14 protein-coding genes are annotated in these 22312 nt (G+C 63.8%); 9 read left to right on the plus strand and 5 right to left on the minus strand.

Going from position 1 to position 22312, the window contains the following annotated elements; genetic code table 11:
* Window positions 1-19: 19 nt before the first annotated feature.
* The 5 genes from hslU (at window position 20) to DL240_RS04455 (ending at window position 8505) form a co-directional block, all read left to right on the plus strand.
* Entirely contained in the window at window positions 20-1435 is a 1416-nt protein-coding gene (gene hslU / locus DL240_RS04435; RefSeq protein ID WP_111728637.1) for an ATP-dependent protease ATPase subunit HslU, read from the plus strand.
* 17 nt (window positions 1436-1452) lie between these two features.
* Window positions 1453-2658 carry an acetylornithine transaminase gene (locus DL240_RS04440; RefSeq protein ID WP_111728638.1) on the plus strand — a complete coding sequence of 402 codons (1206 nt, stop codon included), beginning with the start codon at window positions 1453-1455 and terminating at the stop codon, window positions 2656-2658.
* 209 nt (window positions 2659-2867) lie between these two features.
* The gene (locus DL240_RS04445; RefSeq protein ID WP_111728639.1) at window positions 2868-3971 is read left to right on the plus strand and encodes a J domain-containing protein; all 1104 of its coding nucleotides are present in this window, start codon (window positions 2868-2870) and stop codon (window positions 3969-3971) included.
* A gap of 64 nt (window positions 3972-4035) precedes the next feature.
* Complete coding sequence (dnaK, locus tag DL240_RS04450; RefSeq protein WP_111728640.1) at window positions 4036-5853, plus strand: molecular chaperone DnaK; 1818 nt, start codon at window positions 4036-4038, stop codon at window positions 5851-5853.
* Window positions 5854-5907: 54 nt separating this feature from the next.
* Window positions 5908-8505, plus strand: coding sequence for a hypothetical protein (locus DL240_RS04455; protein WP_111728641.1), 2598 nt, complete (start codon window positions 5908-5910; stop codon window positions 8503-8505).
* A 77-nt stretch (window positions 8506-8582) separates the two neighbouring features.
* Here the strand turns inward: DL240_RS04455 and DL240_RS04460 are convergent, their stop codons facing one another.
* The 3 genes from DL240_RS04460 to DL240_RS19900 all read right to left on the minus strand — a co-directional run bounded on the left by DL240_RS04460 (window position 8583) and on the right by DL240_RS19900 (window position 12378).
* Window positions 8583-10034: an HD-GYP domain-containing protein gene (locus DL240_RS04460; RefSeq protein WP_111728642.1), complete on the minus strand. Its 1452-nt coding sequence runs from the start codon at window positions 10032-10034 to the stop codon at window positions 8583-8585.
* Window positions 10035-10101: 67 nt separating this feature from the next.
* Window positions 10102-11880: a HEAT repeat domain-containing protein gene (locus tag DL240_RS04465; protein ID WP_146618097.1), complete on the minus strand. Its 1779-nt coding sequence runs from the start codon at window positions 11878-11880 to the stop codon at window positions 10102-10104.
* Between the two features lie 9 nt (window positions 11881-11889).
* Complete coding sequence (locus DL240_RS19900) at window positions 11890-12378, minus strand: hypothetical protein (protein ID WP_158542349.1); 489 nt, start codon at window positions 12376-12378, stop codon at window positions 11890-11892.
* Between the two features lie 183 nt (window positions 12379-12561).
* On the opposite strand from DL240_RS19900, the gene DL240_RS19905 reads away from it, so the two are divergent.
* From DL240_RS19905 to DL240_RS04480, 3 genes are all read left to right on the plus strand, one after another.
* Window positions 12562-13533 carry a lysylphosphatidylglycerol synthase transmembrane domain-containing protein gene (locus DL240_RS19905; protein WP_158542350.1) on the plus strand — a complete coding sequence of 324 codons (972 nt, stop codon included), beginning with the start codon at window positions 12562-12564 and terminating at the stop codon, window positions 13531-13533.
* Between the two features lie 385 nt (window positions 13534-13918).
* Window positions 13919-16471, plus strand: a complete 2553-nt coding sequence (locus DL240_RS04475; RefSeq protein ID WP_158542351.1) for a response regulator — start codon at window positions 13919-13921, stop codon at window positions 16469-16471.
* Between the two features lie 321 nt (window positions 16472-16792).
* Entirely contained in the window at window positions 16793-18541 is a 1749-nt protein-coding gene (locus DL240_RS04480; protein WP_111728646.1) for an SMP-30/gluconolactonase/LRE family protein, read from the plus strand.
* A 407-nt stretch (window positions 18542-18948) separates the two neighbouring features.
* Here the strand turns inward: DL240_RS04480 and DL240_RS04485 are convergent, their stop codons facing one another.
* The gene (locus DL240_RS04485; RefSeq protein ID WP_111728647.1) at window positions 18949-19878 is read right to left on the minus strand and encodes a hypothetical protein; all 930 of its coding nucleotides are present in this window, start codon (window positions 19876-19878) and stop codon (window positions 18949-18951) included.
* A gap of 123 nt (window positions 19879-20001) precedes the next feature.
* Window positions 20002-20964, minus strand: coding sequence for a dioxygenase family protein (locus DL240_RS04490; protein WP_199589731.1), 963 nt, complete (start codon window positions 20962-20964; stop codon window positions 20002-20004).
* Between the two features lie 247 nt (window positions 20965-21211).
* On the opposite strand from DL240_RS04490, the gene DL240_RS04495 reads away from it, so the two are divergent.
* On the plus strand, window positions 21212-22276 hold the full coding sequence (locus DL240_RS04495; RefSeq protein ID WP_199589732.1) for a ParA family protein: 1065 nt from the start codon (window positions 21212-21214) through the stop codon (window positions 22274-22276).
* Window positions 22277-22312: the final 36 nt, after the last annotated feature.

Below are 22312 nucleotides of genomic sequence, written 5' to 3' on the forward strand. Positions count from 1 at the left end.
CGACCTACGGAACCTCATCATGGCTACTTCCTCTCGCACCTCCCACGAAGATCTGGAGCTGACCCCGCGGCAGATCGTAGCCGCGCTGGACCGCTACATCGTCGGACAGCACGCCGCCAAACGCGCGGTGGCCGTGGCACTACGCAACCGCTGGCGCCGCCAACAGCTCGATGAGGAGCTGCGCGACGAGATCATGCCCAAAAACATCATCATGATCGGCCCCACCGGGGTGGGCAAAACCGAGATCGCCCGGCGCCTGGCCAAACTCGCCAGAGCCCCCTTTCTGAAGGTCGAAGCCTCCAAGTTTACCGAAGTCGGCTACGTCGGCCGCGACGTCGAGAGCATGGTGCGCGACCTGCTGGAGTTGGGCATCAATTTGGTCAAGGCCGAAGCCGAGGAACGCGTCGAGGAGCGCGCCCGCGAGATCGCCGAGGAGCGTATCCTCGACCAGCTTGAACTCAAAAACACCGAGCGTCCGCCCCTGGACCCGACCCACACCCCGAAGAAGGCGTTTATCGTCGGCGAGGACGGCACCATTCAGTCCACCGACGAGGCCCCCAAAAACGTGCGCGAGCACCTGCGCCAACGCCTGCGCCAGGGAGAGTTTGACGACGACTCCATCGAAATCGAACTCACCGACTCCTCCAACCCGGTCATCGAGGTCTTCTCCGGCCAAAAGGGCATGGAGGAGATGGATCTGGGCAGCGTGTTTGGCAACATGTTCCCCAAACGCCGTAAGAAGAAGCGGGTCAAGGTCAAAGACGCGCTCAACGCGCTGGTCAAAGAAGAAGCCGGCCGCCTCATCGACATGGACCAGATCACCCAAGAGGCCCTCCAGCGTACCCAGCAATCGGGCATCATCTTCCTGGACGAAGTCGATAAAATCGCCGGGCGCGAGAGCCAGCACGGCCCCGATGTCTCCCGCGAGGGCGTCCAGCGCGACCTGCTGCCGATCGTCGAGGGCTCCTCGGTCACCACCAAGCACGGTGTGGTCAAAACCGATCATATCCTCTTCATCGCCGCCGGCGCCTTCCACGTCTCCAAGCCCTCGGACCTGATCCCGGAGCTTCAGGGACGCTTCCCCATTCGCGTGGAGTTGGAGAGCCTCACCCAGCAGGATTTCCAGCGCATCCTCACCGAGCCGCGCAACAGCCTGACCCGTCAGTACATTGAGCTGATGAGCACCGAGGGCATCGAGGTGACCTTCGACGATGAGGCCATCGGCACCATCGCTGAGATGGCCTACCAGGTGAACGAGACCCTGGAGAACATCGGCGCCCGCCGCCTGCACACCATCATGGAAAAGGTCTTTGAAGCCCTCTCCTTTGAAGCCCCGGAACTCGAAGACCAGGACATCGTGGTCACCGCTGACTATGTCCGCGAGCGCCTTGAAGGCGTCCTCCAGGACGAAGACCTGAGCCGCTACATCCTCTAAAAAAAGGACACCTTGCCATGACCGATACTGCTGTGTTGCTCGAGAAGGCCGCCCACCTCAACAGCCCCAACTATGCGCCGGCGCCGGTGATCTTCGACCACGGCCAGGGCGTGCGCCTGACCGACACCGAGGGCAACGAATACCTGGACTTTGTGGCCGGAATCGCGGTCTGCGCCCTCGGACACGCCAACCCCACCCTGGTCGAAGCGCTGCGCGACCAGCTGGGCCGGCTGACCCACGTCTCCAACCTCTATTACAGCACCGAGCAAATTAAGCTGTTGGAAGCCCTGGTCGCGGCGAGCTTCGCCGACCGCGTCTTCTTCTGCAGCTCGGGGGCCGAGGCCAACGAAGCCGCGCTCAAACTGGCCCGCCGCTACCAGAAAGTCGTCGCCGGCCGTCAGGACAAAACCGGCATCATCACCATGAAGCACTCCTTCCACGGGCGCACGCTGGCCACTGTCACCGCCACCGGCCAGCCCAAGTACCACGAGGGGTTTGAGCCCCTGGTTCCCGGCTTCCAATACGTGCCCTTCAACGACCTCGACGCACTTAAAGAGGTCATCGGCCGTGACACCGCCGCGGTGATGATCGAACCCATCCAGGGCGAAGGTGGCCTGCGCCCGGCCGACGCCGCCTACCTCAAAGGCGTGCGCGAGCTCTGCGACCAACACGGCGCTCTGCTCATCTTCGACGAGGTCCAGACCGGCGTGGGCCGCACCGGCAGCCTCTTTGCCTACCAGCACTTTGGCGTGACTCCCGACATTATGACCCTGGCCAAGGGCCTCGGTGGTGGGGTGCCCCTGGGGGCGACGCTGGCCACGGAGAAGGTCTGGCAGGCCTGGGTCCCGGGCAGCCACGGCTCGACCGCCGGGGGCAACCCCCTGGCCTGCCGCGCCGGCAACACGGTGCTCGAAACCATTGCCCGCGACAACCTGCTGGAGAACGCCCGCGCCCGCGGGGAGCGTCTGCAACAAGGCCTGAGCAAGCTGGCCGAGCGCTACGAATTCATGATCGATGTTCGCGGCATCGGGTTGATGGTCGGCGTGGAATGCCAGGACGACTACGCTCGCCGGGTTGTGGAGGCCGCCCGGGCCGAAGGCCTCCTGATCAACACCGCCGGAGGACACACCCTGCGTTTTGTTCCCCCGCTTATCGTCACCGACGCCGACATCGACGAGGCGCTTGAGCGCCTGGAACGCGCCCTGAAAGTGGTCGCCGACTGAGCGCTCCGCGGTAGGCCGGCGCGGTGGCAGACGCCTTGCCACCGCGCCGCACCGGAAGTATCCTCTCAACAGGCATTCGCCCTCTCATCATCCTCACCTCAGCTCCGGAACGCCCTCGGCGTCCCGGGTCCTCGCCACGTGACTTCAGAACTGCCGGCAGTCGCGCTCGCTTACTCCGGGCGTGCCTGGCTACCACGATCGGTCAGACGATGCCTTCCATCGACGAGACGCTCGCCCCACGCGTGCTGAACGGGGTCGACTTCCGCAGCTTGAGCTCTCCGCTGACGCCCGAAGAGTTCTTTGTACTCTCGCGCGTCGACGGTTCGATGTCGGTCGGCCAGCTCTGTTCGGTCAGCGGGCTGGGCCGCTCCAAAACCATGGAGTGCATCGAGCGCCTGTGGCGAAGCGGGCTCATCGAATTGCCCGGCGTCGAGCCCCCTGCCGCCACCGCGGCTCCGGAGCCCTCCCCACCCGAGGCTGACGAGCCGGCTCCGGACAAAGACCAGGACCTCGCCCGGGCGATCGTCGCGCGTTTTCCGATGGCCCTGGCCGACTTTGCCTTCGATCAAGAGCTCCTGGCGCAGAGCGTCGAACTCGACGAAGACTTCAAGCGGGAAGTCGTCTTCGTCTACGAGCAGCTCGACGCCGTGAACTACTACGAACTTCTGGGAGTCCCCGACGACTGTGCCCGTCGCGAGCTGCGCAACGCCTACTTCGCCATGTCGAAGCGCTACCATCCCGATCGCTTCTTCCGTAAGTTGCTCGGCGACTATGAGATGCGCATCGAAAAGATTTTTCAGCGCATCACCCGCGCCTATCAGACGCTCTCCAACCGCAACAAGCGCCGGGATTACGACGCCTCGCTGGCGCAGGAACCTCCGCAGCCCCCAATACCGGCCTCCACTCCCCTCGCGCAGCGCAGCGAACCTCTGGAGGAGGTCGCCAGCGAGCGCAAACGTGCGATGGCCTTTCAGCTGCTGGTTCGCCGCGGCGACGCTCACCTGGAACACAACGATGTGAGCGCGGCCTTGCGCGAGTTCCGCAAAGCCCTCACGCTCAAGCGGGATCCGCTCCTGGCACTGCGCGTCGCCCGCACCCTCTTAGCCCGGGACCACCACCTGGACGACGCGCTGGCCTTTGCCCGCGCGGCCTACAAGATCGAAGCCGGCTCCGTTGACGCGCTGCGTATTCTGAGCGAGATATACATCAAGAAACAATCACCGGCCGACGCGATCTACCATCTGGAGCGCGCGCTAGAGCTCCAACCCGACGCTGCAGATCTTCTGGCGCAACTCCAGGAGCTCCGCGCCTGACGCAATCCTCGCCAACGGCACGACGCATCAACCCGCCACAACGCACGCCCTTTAAGGAGTATGCATGGAGCGCATCATCGGAATCGACCTTGGGACTACCAACTCCTGTGTCGCCATCGTCGAAGGTGGCACCCCGCAGGTCATTCCAAATAAGGGCGGCTACAAAACCACCCCCAGCGTCGTCGCCATCACCGAGAGCGGCCGACGTCTGGTGGGGCAAATGGCCAAGCGCCAGGCGATCACCAACGCGCGCCATACGGTCTACGCCTCCAAGCGCCTGATCGGTCGCAAGTGGAACTCCTCGGAGGTTCGCCACTGCATTGAGACCTGCCCCTACGAGATCGTTCAGGGCCCGCACGAAGATGTACGCATCAAGCTGCGTGACAAAGAGTACAGCCTGCCGGAGCTCTCCAGCATCGTGCTCCAGGAGATGAAGCTCGTCGCCCAGGAATTTCTCGGCGAGGAGCCCACCAAAGCCGTGGTCACCGTCCCGGCGTACTTTAACGACAACCAGCGCACCGCCACGCGCGACGCCGGCCGCATCGCCGGACTCGATATTGTACGCATCATCAACGAGCCCACCGCCGCCGCCCTGGCCTACGGCTTTGGCAAAGAGCTCGACGCCACCGTGGCCATTTACGACCTGGGCGGCGGCACCTTTGACATCTCCATCCTCGACATCCACGAGGGCGTCTTCGATGTGCTCTCCACCGCCGGCGACACCTTCCTGGGCGGAGAAGACTTCGACGCGCGCATCATCGAACACCTGGCCTTTGAGTTTGCCCGCGAGCACAAAGTCGACCTGCGCAAAGATGAGATGGCGCTCCAACGCCTGCGCGACGCGGCGGAAAAGGCCAAGATCGAGCTCTCCGCGATGCCGGAAACCGAAATCAGCCTGCCCTTCATTCACAGCCGCGACGATGGCGAAGCCCTGCACCTGCAAACCACGTTGACCCGCGACGCCTTTGAGGAGCTGGTCATCGATCTGGTGCAACGCACCATCAAGATCTGCCAGGCGACCCTCCAGGAGAGTGGCCTGGAGGTCGATGACATCGACGACGTGATTCTCGTCGGCGGCATGACCCGCATGCCCCGCATCCAGGCCGCGGTGCGCGATTACTTCGGCAAAGCCCCCTCCAAACAGGTCCACCCCGATGAGGCCGTCGCACTCGGCGCCTCGGTGCAGGGCGCGGCCCTGATCGAGGGCAGCAGCGATGTGCTCCTGCTCGACGTGACCCCGCACAGCCTCGGAATCATGGTCCACGGCGGTGGTTTCGAGGTCCTGATCGAGGCCAACGCCACCATCCCCACCAGCCATGGCCACATCTTCACCACGGTGCGTGAGAACCAGACCTCGGTAAAAATCATCGTGCTCCAGGGCGAGTCTCCCACCGCCGAAGAGAACGAGATGCTTGGCGAGTTTGTCTTAAGTGGGCTGCGCCGCGCCCCGGCCGGCGAGGTGGAGGTCGAAGTTGCCTTTGAGATCAGCGCCGACGGCATTGTCTCGGTTCAGGCCCGCGATCTGGAGACGGGCAAGGAACAGTCCATCACGGTCACCGCAACCAGCGGGCTGACCGAAGAAGAAATCCAGAACATGATCGACGAGAACCAGGACTACCTGGTCGAACTCAAACGCGATGAAGAGTTGGAGCGCATCCGCGGTCAGATCCGTAAGGCGGTCCGGGAGCTCGAAAAACTCACCGAACGGGCCGAAAGCAATGGTGAGGGGCACCTCCTGGAGCACCTGCGAGGACGCGTCTCCCAGAGCATTGAGCAGGCACGGGCGGCGATTGACACCAAAGATGCCACGGAGCTTAACCACACGGCTGAAAGCATTCAAAAAGTCCTCCAGTCGGTCAAAGCCGCCGCCATGGGAGCCTGACGTCCGCACGCACCACCCTGATCTTTCAAGCTGTAGAAGAGCCGGTGAACTTTCATGACGCACGTGCCTGATGCCGAACAACAACGGGGCCATCTGAAGAAACTGCGCTCCGCATTGCAAGGGCATGATGCCCCCAACGCACTGGCGCTGATGCGGGTGCTTCGCATCTCCGGACTTAACGATGCGGAGTCCGCACAACTCATCCGAGCGCTGGGCCAGGCCCCCGACCCGGCGACCTTTGAGCAGGCGACCCGCTGGTGTGACCGACACCTGGAACGCCTGCGCCCTTCTGGAGAGTTCGAGCTCTTCAACGACCTGGAGATGCTCGGCGACTTCGACGATCTGGTGAGCCTGGACGACTTCGAGGGATTCGATGACTTCGATGCCATCAGTGATGCCGAACTCATTCAAATCGAAGAGATCGACGAGGTCAGCCCCGAGGAGTTCGATGCATTCTTCGAACTCGACAGCGAGCCGGAGGATGATGGCGGCTTCTTCGAACACCTGAACCTGGGCGGCTCCGATGCCAGCTGGCGGCTCGACGATCCGGGCACCGAAGATAGCCTGGAGTTCGCTCTCGGCGATGACCTTTCTTCGGAGCACTCGGATATTGGCGAACACACGCGGCGCATCGATCCGAGTGCGGCGCTGGCCAGACTTGGCCTGGGAGGCGAACTCTCACCTCGCGATACCGCGCCTCACGAAGACGCCTCCGAGCACACTCGCCCCTTAGACCCGAGTCAGCTCCCCGCCCTTTACTCCGGTACGCCGGCCGCCGCCCCTCAGGAAACCAACGATTTCGCCGGGCCCCAGGAGCCTACCGGCCTCTCGCGTATCCTCTCCTCGTTTGAAACCGGCGCCGGGTCCGATGCCGATATCGACGCGTTCTTCGACGACTTCGAGGACTTCGACGACTTCGAGGATGTGACTCCGGACGAGAGCTCAGCCGGCTACGACTTTGCGCTCGGCGCTTCGCCCTCGGCCCCCTTCTGGGACTCGAACCGGGAGGCTCCCTCCAGCGAGAACGCCGCCAGCTCGCCACCCAATAAGGTCTCTCAGGGATATGACTTCGCCATGGGCGCCTCGATCTCAACGCCCATTGAAGCCCTGCTCAACGAACTCAGCGAGCCCGCGACGAACACCGGACCGCCGGGCGACACAGGGGCGTTTGGACTCAGTCCGGCGTCCACCCCCATGCCCCCCTCCCCCGATGCCTCCGCAGGGGATTCGCAAAACGACGCGTTTGATTTCGGTTTCGACCAACCCTTCGATTCTGCGGCCTCCGCCGACCGGATTGACAGCTTTGACAGCGCGGCACAGCCCGCCCCGGCGTCCAACTCCGCCTTCCGCCCCGGCCCGCCCGCTGCTGAAGACGACTTCGACTTTGATCTGGGCCCCTCGCCAACCCCGGCACCGCCGCAGGCAACCCCGTTCACAGTCCCCGACTCGGTGCCCGGTCAGGTCGTCGAGCCGGAAGACGACTTCTTCTTTCCGCCTCCCTTAAATGCCGCAGGCGCCGGGTCCGCTCCCGGACATAGCGTCGAGCCAGAAGACGACTTCTTCTTTCCGCCTCCCTTAAATGCCGCAGGCGCTGGGTCCGCTCCCGGACAGATCGCCGAGCCGGAAGACGACTTCTTCTTTCCGCCTCCCTTAAATGCCGCAGGCGCCGCGCCACAAGCGCCAGACGCTCTCGACGTCGTTCCCCCGCCCGCGAACCCCGCCCGGGCCTCCACGCTCTCGCATAGCCACTCGCTCGCCAGGCCATCCTCCGACGTAGAGCACGAACGCCCGACCGGGCAGATGCCCGCGTTGAAGCGAACCCGGGAGCGCCACGACACCCCCCTGGCGCCCCAACCCAGTGCCTCGCTCTTCCAACAACATCGGGAAGCAACTTCCCCACGAGGCAATACCCCGATTCCCTTCGCCGCGGTTCCCCCCGACGCTGACGAGGGCTCCCTTCGAGACGACCAGGTGGACGAAGACGAGTTCTTCGCGCTGGCCGACTCTCTGGCCGCGGAGAGTTCCATGGGGGCTCTCTTCGAACTCTCCGAAGTCCCGCGCAACCCTCACTACCGCGGGGAGCCGCTGGTGCGTGAAGTGGGCAACGAGCCCACCCCCAGCCAGCTCCAGGCTCTCCCGGAAAGCGCCAAGGCCACCAATCCCTTCGCCCATGACGCCCCAACCGGAGTGCGCAGCCGGCCGCTGAGTGAGATGGCCTCGTCCTTTGTCATTGAAGAGGTTGACGGCCCCGGCTCCGAGTTCTCCGATGCCGAGCTCAACCTTGACCAGCTCGTCGCCCGGGCTCGCCGACTCTATGAACAGGGCGAATTCACCTCCTCCCTCGACATCATCAGCGAGGTGCTCCACCAGCGCGAACACCCCGAGGCCCGCCAGCTCCGGGGCGTACTGGAGGATGAGCTGGCCCGCGTGCAGCAAGATCGTCTGGGCTCCCTGCTGCAGATTCCCTCCCTGCGAGTGGCCATGAACGATATCGGCAACCTGGCGCTGGATCACCGCGCCGGATTCTTGCTCAGCCAGATCGACGGAATGCTCTGCTACGAAGACATCCTGGACATGAGCGCGATGCCACGCCTGGAAACCCTGACCCTGCTGGCCGCCCTCTTTGAAAAGGGCATCATCGGCGTGGACTAACCCTCGCGCTGTGCCCTCTCCGCACCTCCCTTCCCTTGGGGGAGACGGGCATGTATCAGCACGTCGCCCTCCCGGGCTCAGGTGAGCAGGAAGATCTGCGAGGCATTCGACTCCATACCCTCTTCCTGCTGCTCCAGAGAACCGGCGATCTCGATATGCTCATATCGCGCATCGCTCAGGTCGATGACCATCGGATCGCGGCGATTGAGCAGCCGCACCACCGGCCGGCGCGGATCCGCCGCCGGAGCCGGCGTGCGAATGACCACCGCCGACTCGCCAGAGCTCAACCGCACCACCGTGCCAATCGGAAAAAGCCCCAGGGTGGAGACCAGCAGCTCGGTCAAATGCGGGTCAAAGACCTCGCCGGCGCGACTCTGCACATACTGAATGGCCAGGTCCGGGCGACGCGTTTTGTAGCCCTGCAGCCCCTGAATCAAAAGATCATAGGTGCGACACAGATCGATGATGCGGCAGATCAGATGCAGCTTGCGCGGTGCGCGATAAAACGGGCGCCCCACCTCTTGCTCAAAGGCGCACCCACGCTCGTAGGTCAGGAGCACGCGCAGCGTAGAGATCACGTCGCCATCGACATGGTCCAGCATCAGCGCCACATCCCGCAGGTTCGCCGAAAACTGTCGATGCGAATCCAGCCCGGCGTCGCGATCGCGGTGCCCCACCGAAATCCCCACCAGACGATCAATATCCTGGTAGATCGCCGCCACCCCCACATACGCCGTCATCTGCGGGCTCAGCCCCAGGCGGTCTGCCAGCAACATGGCGTAAATCGCCGTATTCACCGAGTGCGAGCTGATGTCCGGGGGCACCAGACGCAGGGGCAAGAGCCCCAGGATCGTAAAGTCATCATCCGACAGTAGCTCCGAGACCGTCTGCAAGATGCGACGCACCACCCCGGTGGGCACCTCCGATGAGCGAGTCTCCTGCACGTGCTGGTGCATATTTCGCACCTTGACCAGACCACGAATGTAGATGTGGGCGACGTACATCGCCTTATTCACCTGCGCGACCGCCTCCAGAATCGACTGATCCGGGGTGCCATGCTGGATGACGATATGGGGCACCTGCACATGCTCCATCCCCTGACCGCCACGCCCGGCCTCATTGAGCGCTGAGAGAAACGCGACCAGGTCCTCGATCGTCATGGCCGCCTCAAAGGCAATGCCTCGGATCACCGCCGCCTTAAAGATCGTGTAGAGTTCGCCCAGGCGTTCCTGCTCTTTGCGTCGAAGTCGGAGCGTCTCCCCGTTGACGCTGCACAATTCTCCGCGAATTGTCACCGAGATGGTGCCGCCTTCAACCCGAGAGACGCTCTCTTTGAAGGCCGGCATAAAGGCCTCCATCGCCTGACGGGTCTGGTTGTGATCGACGCTGTAAATCGAGGCCACCTTCATGATGCGGTAAACGCTATCGACCACAAAGCGGCCAAACGCCTGCGCGTCTTCGGGGTCGATCGACACGTGGCTCACCACACTTTCGGCGGGTTCGACTTGATGTTCTGCTTCGTCGCTCATGGCTTCTTCCTGATAGGTGGCCCGCTCGCCAGATCTGCCGAGGGCCTTAAGTACGCGATGCGGCCCCTTACTGCATCAACTCCACGATTTCCTTGCAGGTGGAGCGGATGCGTCCGGCCACCAGCCAGTCTTTGGCCACGGCCTCCAGCAGCTGCACAACCTCCGGGGTCGGGCTCTTGATCATGGCCTTAACGATGGCCACCGCCAACTCTTGCTCCTCGTCAGCCACAATGCCGCGGCGCTGGACAAGCTCTCGCAACTTCTCCACGGCCGCCGGCCCGCCATGCGCGACGAGCACCCCCACCAACTCCCGCACCTCCTCGTCGGGACGTCTGGCAAGCCGGGCATCCAGCAAGGGCTCCACCACCCGCAGGACATGCGCCGGGGTGGCCGCAGCCAGCGCCCGTAGCGCCTCCAGGCGCAACCCGGAATGGGAGCCGCGCACCAGGGGCACCAGCACATCGCGCACCTCATTGACGTCGGACCAGGTGCCACGCAGGGCCACCAGCGCCTTGAGTTTGAGGCTCGGCTCCATCTGCCCCTTAATCACATCCAGCAGCAACGGCCGGGAGCGGGGCATCAACCCCACCAGAAGTTCCACCAGGGGGGCCGCGCGCTCACCGGCAACCCGCGGCAACGCCCGCTCAATAAAGTCCAGACCGCGGCGAGCCCGCTGGCGGACGTAGCGCAGAATGTCGTCGCGCGCTTCGTCTTCTAAGTCCCATCCCAGCACTTCGATGAGTCCCTCGCTGGCCGCCTCCAGGTGAAGCGCGTTGTACATCTGAAGGATCGCCCGGCGCGGGCCCTGACCGGCGGTGGCTACCTGCTTGTTAAGGGCATGAATACGCGTCTGAGTGAAGCACTCCTTGACGGCCTCTTTGAGCTCGCCGGCGACCTCGACCTGGAACTTGTCACGCCAGCGATGGATCAACTTCAAAAAGGAGAGTGCCTCCCAGGGCGCGTTGGTCTCCAGGAGCGCCCCCATAACGTTGCCGATCTGCGCCACGGCTCCGCGCCGCAGCTTGGCCCGTGGACGCGCTCCCAGCAGCGCCGAGAGCACCTCCCCCTGGCGATGCTCCAGCTCATGATGCTCGGTAAACCCGCGCTTGAGATCCTCGAGATGTGCCCGGGCCTGGTCATCGAGTTGCAGAAACTGGCGCGAGCCCACCTCCAGCTTCATCTGCTTCTCGCCACGGCGCTGCAGGCGCACTTCAAAGTCGGCCTCCATGCCCTGGCCGCTCCCCACCCGTTCGTCGAGTTCTTTGTCAAACGCCTCATTGAAGAGCTCTTCGATCGCCTCCTGCTCCTCGCGGGTGTCGCGATTTCGAACGTCGTTATCCAACCCCGCCAGCAACGCCAGCGACTCATCGATCGCGTCGTACGAGATGTAGCGAAACCCGGCCTCAAAGAGCATGGACACCGCGTCGGTGGACATGTCCCGCTGGTCGACCAGCTCATTGAGCACGCTGACCAGCTGGCGCAGCTCGGTATCATCGACGCCGGCCAGGATATGAATCAGGTAAACGCCATCGCGGCTAAGAGCGAAGCAGTAGTCTCGCGGCTCCTGCGTCTCCCAGACCGTCTCCCCGGCCCCGTAAAGGTCCATCCAGTGGGGGTGTATCTGCACGGTGAGGCGATCGGTCAGCTCAAAGAACTGATAAAACGCGTCGCGCAGCCCCTGCACCGCATTCTCCACCACCGGGTGCCCCGGTGGATAGCTGGCCATCACCGTTGTCAGCCGCTCAATCTGCGCAAAACAACGCCGGGCCAGGCGCACCTCCTCCTGCAACTCGGGACTCAACGTTACCTGCTCTTCACCTACTTGCGGGGGATGCCCGTCCTGCATGAGTGCCTCCTAAAAACCTTCGCCTTCAAGCTGATAGATCAGCACGTCATCCACCGGGTCGCGCCCGACAAGCTCCAGGGTATAGCGGGACTGAAGCTCGCGCAGCTGAGGGTTGGAGAGATATCGGGTGCGCACGCCCTCCGGGTCCACCAACACGTACCACATCTGCGCGGGGTGGCGGGTCTGGCGCAGGGTCTCCAGCACGCTGCCGGTCATCGGGGAGCGCTGCACACGGACGACCTCACCACTCTCACAGGCCACCCGGCGCAGCAGGCGTGCGTCATCATCATAATAATGAACCTCGAAGATCAGATCGGCACACCGATCGTCGGGAAACGCCTCCGCTTGGAACTCGGAATCACCTTCGTCGGCGGCCGGGCTCTCCCCGGCTTCGGGCGACTTCGCCGTAGGCGTCGGGGAAGTCTGCTCGCGCGCCGGCGCGCGGCGACCTTCACGTGCGGCGTAGCCGTAGGCGCACCCGGGGAGCGCGACACACACGATCCACACCAACCCGACGGCCCGCGCCCTCAGCCGGCCTCTTCTTACTCGCTGTTTCATGCCCGCACCCAACCCAATGAAGCGTTGCGTTCCCTCTCATCTGCAGCCATGTTAGCCCAGCACGAAAAGAGGCGTAAAGCTCGCCTTTACCTTCCTTTTACACGCTCTCTCTCAGGGCTCCGCATGTCTGCTCCTGCTCCCGCACGCGCCTCGATTCCGATCAAGAAACTGGTCTGGGCGCTGGTCTCTGCCGTGGTGCTCTACGGAGGGTTTGCGCTCTGGGCCGATCTGGATCAACTCCTCCCGGCCATCGCTCGGGTCCCCATCGGCGTGGTGCTCATGGCCTGCGCTCTCAGTGCGCTCAACTACGGGCTGCGCTTTGCCAGGTGGGAGCTCTACCTGCGCCGCCTGCAGATCGAGGCCCCCACGCGGCTGAGCTTTCTGATCTTTTTAGCCGGGCTGGTCATGTCGCTCTCTCCGGGCAAGGTCGGCGAGGTGCTCAAAAGCGCCCTGCTCCGCCGCAGCCTGGGGGTGGCAGTGGCACGCAGCGCCCCGGTGGTCTTCGCCGAGCGCCTCTCCGACCTGCTGGGCCTCTTTCTCATCGGCGGACTCGGCATCCTGACCTTTAAATTTGGCGCCGGGGTCTTTGCCGTCTCCCTGGTAGCGGTCCTGCTGCTGATCGCCGCCCTGCAATCCCGGGCGCTGGTCAACCGGGTGCTCCACCTGCTGGACGCCTTTGCGCCGACGCGAAAGCTACGCCCCGCGCTGGAACAGGCCTACACCTCGACCCGCGCGCTCCTCTCGGTCGGGATGCTCTCCTCGACCACCCTCTTAAGTGCGCTGTCCTGGTCACTGGAAGGGGTGGCCTTCTGGATGCTCCTGGACGCCCTGGGCGCCGTGGATCTCACTCTCTTTAAGGCGCTCTTCGTCTACGCCATCTCCACGCTGCTCGGCGCGCTGAGCTTTCTTCCCGGCGGACTCGGGCTGACCGAGGGCACGATGGTCGGCGCGTTGATGCTTCTGGGCCTGCTTACCAGCCAGGCCACCGCGCTGGCAGCGACCTACCTGATTCGTCTGACCACCCTCTGGTTCGGCGTAGGCGTGGGGCTCCTGGCCTTATTGGCCTACGAACGCCAGGCCGCCCGGCGCCCCTGAGCCTCCAGACATCGCTCCTGCCCTCAGGCCACACATCACGTAAGTAGCGCTCGCCAACGCCGGTAGCGCATAAGTGAGAAGAGCCAAACGAACCCTTCGGATACCATCCATTCGCCACTTGCCGCCGCCCCGGATGTTTACTATCCGGAGAGTTAAGACATCGACCAGGACATCACTATTTTTTCGGCGTACCGCCCCGATTGTGGTACTCGAAGTTAAAACCACACACGGCGAGGCGAGAATCTCCGCGCTTCGCAGGCCTGGTGCGCCTGTCCTCAACAACACCACTCGAGATCGTTACCGGCTGTGCTGACCCTGATGATTGTTTCGTGGTTGCCCCCAATACACGGCGAGCTGACACCTCGTTGAGCATGGATGAATGCATATGGGTAAATTCATGGATTACTTTATCCCCGAGTCGCTCAAAGACGAGGGAGGCATTGAGCTCAGGCGCGCACAGATCGGTGTAAAGACGACCTACACGGCGGTCTTCTGGGCGTACCTGGCCGCCGCGATCTCCTTCTCCGGCGGCTCCTACGAGGCGGCGCTCTCACTGGTTATCTGCGGCACAACCGTCGCCACCGCGCCGCTGTTGTTGCGTTCCACAGCGCGCATGGACTGGGCCGGACACCTCATCGTAGGCCCGATCTACCTGCTGCTCTTCTACCTCATTCACCAGAACGGCGGCCTGTCTGCGCCGGCCATTGTGTGGCCGGCAATCCTTCCGCTGTTGGCCAACCTCTTTCAGGGACGCCGCACCGCCAAGGTGTGGCTCTACGTCGTCATCCTCAGCTGGAGCGCGGTGCTGGTGGGCACCCTCACCGGCTACGACTTCCCCGCCACGCAGCTGCCGCCGGTGGTCGCCAACGTCCAGCGCGGCATCAGCCTGATCGGCCTGGCGGTCACCGCCCACGTGGTGCTCCAGCTCAAAGATAATCTGCAGAGCTGGCTGACCGACGAGGTGCGCAGCAAAGAGGCCGAAACCCGCGCGGTGCTGGAGACGGCTCCCGACGGCATCATCACCATCAACTCCGATGGCGAGGTACTCACCGCCAACAACGCCGCGGCCCGCATCTTCGAACGCTCCCGTGACGCGATCGCCGGCGAGCACATCACCGCGCTTTTCAGCACACTCGACACCGGCGCACTTAAGCACCTGGACACCGGCGAATCCCTCGGTCACACCGGCGTGCGCCCCTCTGGCGAGTTCCCCGCCGAGATCGCAGTAGGCACGCTGGACGGCCGCGTCATTCTGGTGCTGCGCGATATCACCGAACGCAAGCAGGCCGAGCTTCAGATCCGCCAGGCCCGCGACGCCGCCATCCAGGCCAATCAGGCCAAGAGCGCCTTTTTGGCCAACATGAGCCACGAGCTGCGCACCCCGCTCAACGCGGTGATCGGCTACTCCGAGATCATCATCGAAGAGATCGAGTATTTGCAGAAAGACTCTCCCAAAGACGCCAGCATCGTCTCGGAATTCTTGCCCGACCTCTCCCGGATCCGCACCGCCGGCACCCACCTGCTTGCCCTGATCAACGACATCCTCGACCTCTCCAAGATCGAAGCCGGCAAGATGAGCGTGCACGTGGAGATGTTCGACGTCCACGACCTGGTCGAGGATATCCGTGCCACCGTCATGCCCCTGGCCCAAAAGAACCACAACACGCTCAACGTCGAGGTCAGCGACGATCTCGGCTACATGAACACCGACGCCACCAAGATGCGTCAGATCCTCTTCAACCTGCTGAGCAACGCCTGCAAGTTCACCTCCGATGGCACCATTACCCTGCGGATGTCCCCCAATGAGGCCTTCAGCCACGTGATCTGCGAAGTGGAGGATACCGGGGTGGGCATTGATGAAGAGCAGCTCAATGCGATCTTTGAAGCCTTCACCCAGGCCGACTCCTCGACCACCCGGGAGTTCGGGGGCACCGGGCTGGGGCTGACCATCACCCGCCACTTCTGCGAGCTGCTGGGCGGCGGCATCGAGGTCGAATCCACCCCGGGCAAGGGGAGCCTCTTTAAGGTGAGCCTGGCCTGCAACCTGCGCGACGCCACCGCCGCTGAGGAAGACACCACCACGCCCGCAAACCTGCCCGCCTCGCTGGGCAACGGGGGCACCCAGACCGTATTGGTCGTCGACGATGATCCCTCGCTACGCGACCTGTTGCGCCGCGTTCTCGAGCGCGAAGGCATCACAGTGGTCACCGCCGCCAATGGCTCCGAAGGGCTGCTCCTGGCCGAGCAACTCCACCCCGACGTCATCACCCTCGATGTGATGATGCCCTCGATGGACGGGTGGACGCTCCTCTCCAAGATCAAGGACCATCCCGAGCTTCATGACACCCCGGTGGTCATGGTCACCATGCTCGACGAAAGCGCCCGCGGCTATGCACTCGGCGCCGACGACTATCTGGTCAAGCCCATCGATCGCAAACGCCTCATCGAGACGCTCAGCGCGTATCGGCGCCCGCACGATGGATCCAAAGAGATCCTGCTGGTCGAAGACGACGAGCCCACCCGCTCCTTGATGCGGCGCACACTCGAAGATGACGGCTGGCGTGTGGTCGAGGCCGAAGATGGACGCGTGGGCCTGGACAAACTCGAGCAGGTCAACCCGGCGCTGGTGCTTCTGGACCTGATGATGCCCAACCTCGACGGCTTTGAGTTCCTGCGTCGGCTGCGCGCGCATCCCGAGTACAACCAGGTTCCGGTGATCGTTGTGACCGCCCGCGAACTCTCCGCGGCCGAAGAGGCCCAGCTGCGCCGCGACACCAGCGAGATTCTCACCAAGGGCGGCCGAGGGGACGGAAGTTTTGGCGAAAACCGCGAGCGACTGCTCGCCCAGGTGCGTCAGCATGTGCACACCGTGATTGCACGAAAGAGCGCTCCCTCCCCCGCCGAGGACACCTCGCGGCCCTCGGTCAAGCAGCCCTGATGAAGGGAATGCAAAAGAAAGCGCGCCCCCTTAAGGGCGCGCTTTTTTCTGGATAGTCCCCCGGACCGCTCGATCGCTTTCACCAACACGGCAGACTGTTCCGCCTCTCTGCCGCCTACCTTCCCCACCGCAAACCCGCCCTCCAAAAGCAACCAACATCCCAAATCAAATCAAGACATTAGACAGGCTCCAGCACACCCTCGCAAGAGGGAACTTCATAACAGTTAACAATTGATAGCGCCCTGCCCTTCTCCTATCATCATCAGGTGTTTGAGCGCTGACCCCACTTCGGGGCAGTGATCCTTTACCGGGAGAGTGAATATGAACGCTGTATCAATTCGCGCTGCTCGTTGGACATCGAAGTTGGCCGCCGGAGCCCTGCTCCTGGCGGCCTGTGGTAGTGTGGACGAGGATGCCGCCGGCCAGTCGCAGACGGCCCTGGCGCATACCTCGGCGTCGGTCGACTCCGACTACCGCATCCGTACGCTCACCACCGGGGCGGATCTGCACGCCACCAACGGCATCCAGGTCGGCCCGGATGGCAATCTCTACGTTGCCAGCGTGCTCTCCCGGGCCATCGCAGTCATCCACCCGCGCTCGGGCCGCATCCTCGACATGATCGGCACCGAACGCGGCGTCGACTCTCCCGACGACCTGATTTTTGGCCCCGACGGCTCGCTCTACTGGACCTCCTTTCTCACCGGCGAGGTCGGTCGACTCAGCCCCGACGGCGTCAAAACCACCGTCGCCCAGCTCGCCCCCGGCGTAAACGCCATCGCCATGTCGCCGGAGGGGCGCCTCTTTGTCACCATCGTCTTTCTGGGCGATGCCCTCTACGAGCTTGATCCAGAAGGTGTCCAGGCGCCCGTTCTGGTCAGCACCGGGTTCGGCGGACTCAACAGCATGCAGTTCGGTCCAGACGGTGACCTCTACGGGCCACGCTGGTTCGCCGGGGACGTCGTGCGCGTCAACGTGGACACCGGCGCCTTCACCACCGTGCTTGACGGGCTGGAGGTACCGGCCGCAGTCAAGTTTGACTCACAGGGCATCCTGCACGTCGTCGATCAGTATGCTGGCGAGGTCATCTCGCTCAACCTGGACACCGGGGAGTCGGAGGTGGTGGTGGAGCTCGATAAGAGCGGCGCCGACAACCTGGCCTTTGACGCACGCGACAACATCTTCATCACCAACGCCCACGACGGCTGGGTGCGTCGGGTGCTCCCCAGCGGCCGCACCCGCAGCTTGACCAACGAAGGGCTCGTCGCACCCGGCGGTGTGGCCGTGGTTCCCTACCAGGGGGAGCCGACGGTGTTCGTGGCCGATAACCTCTCGATGAAAGGGTTCTCCACGCGTACCGGACGCAAGACCGCCTCGATCTCCTCGGTCATCGGCGTCTCCGCGCTGGCCAGCCCGCTGACGGCCACCGCCGACGAGGGGCGCGTGCTCACCAGCTCCTGGTTTGCCAACGTCGTCCAGGTCTGGGACCCGGAACAAGAAGCCGTTGTGGAGAGCCACTCCGACTTTGCCACCCCGCTCAACGCCCTGCGCTACCAGGACGACCTGATCGTCGCCGAGCTCTCCACCCATCAGGTCGTACGTCGCGCCGCCGGCACCACCGACAAGGAAGTCCTGGCCGCCGTGCCCGTCCCCACCGGCCTGGCCACCGACGGTGACTCCCTCTGGGTCGCCGACTGGGCCAGCGGCTCGGTCTACCTGATCGCCGACGAGGGAGAGCCCGTGAGCCCGCCCCAGGTCGTCGCTCAGGGCCTCTCCTTCCCCGAGGGCATGGCCGTGGATACCGATGGCGACCTCCTGGTGGTCGAAACCGGTCGAAACCAGGTCACCCGCATCGATGTGGAATCTGGCGAGACCTCGGTACTGGCCAGCGGCCTGGATATCGGTATGGCGGGCCCTGCCGGGATGCCCCCCACCTACGTCTTCAACGGCATCGCCGTGGATGACTGCGGCGTGGTCTACGTGAGTGTCGATTCGGACAACTCCGTGGTGAAGATCTCGCCGCGGGGCCGCGAAGCTCGAGCTTGCGGAACCTTGCGCCCCTGGCGTCGTTGACCACGGAACAGCATCGCGACGTGACGCCCCGGCTGCTCATCAACACCCCATAGAAGCGGCCGGGGCCCTCGCCACCCCGGGAGCAAGGTCGCTCCCGGGGTGTTTTTTATCCGACGAACCCCTCGGCTCTTCTGAGCATCCCGCAGACGATGCCGGCATCGGCCCGCGCCTGCCCCCGAGCTCCCCTCAATGGCGACGTTCAAGCGCGCTCGCCACGAGCTCATAGGCCTGACTTCATCGCCGCACGCCACCTCGCCACACGGGGGCCTCAAAGCGCTTTGCAAGCCTCATCTCGCACGCTCTCCAAAGCACAGCAGGCCGGGCACCTGACGGTGCCCGGCCTGCTATCTCAACTTCATGTTGGCGCCACGGTTCCCCCCCCCCGCGCCAGTTGCGCTATCGCGCCCTTATTTCATCGTCACCCCAACCTGAATCCCGACGTATGGCGAGATCTCCCCGCGATTGGGATGCTCAATATGCACGCCCCCGAAGCCCGAGAGCGAGGGGTCGCCCCAATCCAGATAGCGCGAGGGCATCTTCCAGTTGAAGAGCAGCCCCACCGTATCGCGCACCACGCCGGAGTTCGTCACCGAGGTATGCTCCCAACGGGCGCCGAGCATCACATAGCTTTCGGCCAGGTCTCGCCCGAAAAGATACCCCAGTGTCGGACGTGTCACCCAGTAGGTGTCTTCCGGCGCGAAAAATAGATCATAGATGGGCTCATAGTAGTTATCGGCCACGTCCATCTTGATCCAACCGAAGGTCGTTGGCGCCTGAAACACCACTCGCCCCACCTTCATCTGCGGGGTGGCCTGAGCTTCTACCATCATGCCCGTGGTCGACTGCCCCAGCCCGTTGTCCCACGACGCGCTCAGCGCATCGAGACTCCAGTCCTTCTCGGCGTCTTCGGGCACGTAGATATAGCCAAACGTTCCGAAATAGCTCAGAAACTGCGCCGTCACTCGAAGGTTGAGCACCGCCACCGGCAGCAGTTCCACGTAGGGCCCCGCCCAGAACGCCGCCGGGCTCAGGGAGGTCGAGATGCCGGCGTCGAGGTAGGTGCCAGAGAGCAGCGGCGACGCGCTCTCAAAGAGCCCCTTCTTAAAGCCTCCTTCGGTACGCAGGGCCAACCCCAGCGGGAGGGGCCGAATCGCCAGCGATGACTTCAAATGAAACCCGCCGAACTCGGCGGTATCCGCGGACGCCGCCGCACCAACCTCCTTCTCAACGGCCTCATCGACGGTCTCATCAACACGTTCTTCGGCACTTGCCGAAGATGCGAACGACACTGCGCACAACGCAGCGCACACATAGAGCCAGCTCTGCGATAATTTCATCGCACTTCTCCAACAAATGGTCTCAGAATGAATGATGCGTGCAGCATACTTCATCAGACCCGTTTGTGGGAAGTCATCTCGTGCAGTGAATCGCTCCCCCCCTCACACACGCCGCGCGTGCCTCTAGCCGAACTGCACGCAGCGCCGGCTGATGCTGCCGTACTCAAAGCCCTCCACCGGATAGGAGCTCGTGCTCTGCGCCACGCTGGCCGCCCCGGCGGCGACCAGCAGCGGCTGGAAGTGCTCCTCAGTCGGGTGCGCCAGCCCCAGACCGGGGCTTTTCTCCCGATAGTCCACCAGCGCGTCAAAATCGCCCCGGTCAAGCACCTCGCGAGCCCACTGATCAAACTCCGCGGCCCAGGCCGGCGGTGCCGCAGGCTCCGCTCCCCAGGTAAGGCGCCGCAGGTTATGCACGATGTTTCCACTCCCCAGGATGAACACGCCCTCCTCCCGCAGCGGGGCGAGGTTGCGCCCGAGCTCGAAGAGCGCCTGGGGGCCCTGCCGTGAGGGCAGCGAGAGCTGCAACACCGGCACGTCGGCCTGGGGAGCCATATGCAACAAGGGCACCCAGACCCCGTGATCCAGCGGACGGTCCTCCTGGGAGAGTTCTCCCCCCATCAGACTCGCCACGCGGCGCACCAGATCGGGCGCTCCCGGCGAGGGGTACTCAATCTCGTAGAGTTCATCGGGGAAGCCGTAAAAATCATACATCAGGTCGCGCACCCGGGTGGTGCCCGCCGTCGCCGGCGCATCCTCCCAGTGCGCGCTGATGGTGAGGATGGCCCGGGGCTTGCGCAGCCCCTGTGACCAGCGGGCCAGGTCACCGCCTTTACCCGGGTCGATCGCCAGCGTGGGCGCGCCGTGACCCACAAACCCCACCGGCATCAACGCGCTACGGTCCGGGCCCGGGCTTAGCGGTCCGCCGGCACTCTGCGGCGCTGCGGACCGCGCGCCGGGCTGACAGCCGCTCCCCCATCCTCCCGCTACCAGCCCGGCCCCCGCTGCGGCCATGGCACTCAAAAATGCCCGCCGACTCACGGGCACGTTACTCGGCGGCGTGTTCCTATCCATCGTCTCCTGACTCATCTTCCACCTCCTTCAGATTCCCGGTTCCCGGGCGACAGAACCCCGGCGCATACGCTTGTTAAGACCTCGCCAGCCCCGCGGCCATTCCCCCCAGAGCGTTGCCTGGACGCACCGTCACGTTGCCGCTCGCGGCGCTCTTTACCCTGCGATCGATTAGCGTTATCTTCCCCGGCCCTTGCGCGCTAAACTTTTGGCCCCTCGGCGCACTCGCCGAACCAGCGCAACCTGGACCCGACAAGGATGTCTTATGGCTCCCGCACTCAAGACCTGCATCAGCTGCGAGAAGCAGTTTCTGGTCAAGTTTCGCTTTCAGATCGAGCGCCGTGGCTCGGAGATGGTCTACTACTGCAGCCAGCAGTGCCGTCAGGGCTCCACCGAGCAACAGGGACAGGTACGCTGCACCAGCTGCGATAAAGCATTCGTGCCGACCTATGCCTTTCAACAGGCTACCGTTGACGGCAAGCAGGTCCACTACTGCTCGATGGCTTGCCGCACCCCGGCGGTCCAGGACTACCGCCAGCGCCGCACGCAGGACGAGCGCGGCCCGATGCGCATCGCCGTACTCAACCAAAAAGGCGGCACCGGCAAAACCACCACCACCGTGGCTCTGGGAACCGGCCTGGCGCTGGCTGGACACCGCGTGCTCATCATCGACGTCGATAGTCAGGGCCACGTCGGCATCAGCCTGGGAATCGAAGGCAAGCGCACCCTCTACCACCTGATGGTCGAGGGCATGCCCCTGAGCCAGTGCGTGGTCGCCGCGCGCCCTAACCTGGACGTCCTGATCGGTGATGACACCCTGGCCAGCGTGGAGATTTTTCTGGCTCGCAAAGACGAGGGTCGTGACAAACTTTTGCGCAAGGTCCTCCACGAGAACCACGACTACGACTTTATCCTGCTCGACTGCGGCCCGAGCCTCTCGCTGCTGAACATGAACGCGCTGACCTTTGCCGATCACCTGATCGTACCGGTCTCCTGTGACTTCTTGAGCCTGGTCGGGGTCAAGCAGGTCATGAAGACGCTGAAAAACGTCAACCAGGTCCTGCTGCACCCCATCAGCATCATGGGGATCCTGCCGACCTTCTATGACATGCGAAACAACATCAGCGACGAATCGATCAAAACCCTCAAGGGCTACTTCCACGACAAGGTGCTCCCGCCGATTCGCATCAACACCCGGCTCAAAGAAGCACCGCGCCATCGGCAGTCGATCTTTGAATACGCTCCGGACAGCCGGGGGGCCTCCGACTACCAGCGGGTGGTCGACTGGGTGGTCCGGGAACATCAGCGGCGCGCCCAGGCCAGCGCCTGAGCGCCGGCGGCAGGGCTCCTTGCCGCATCGCTTCCG

The organism is Lujinxingia litoralis (genome assembly GCF_003260125.1).
Taxonomy (GTDB): Bacteria; Myxococcota_A; Bradymonadia; order Bradymonadales; family Bradymonadaceae; genus Lujinxingia; species Lujinxingia litoralis.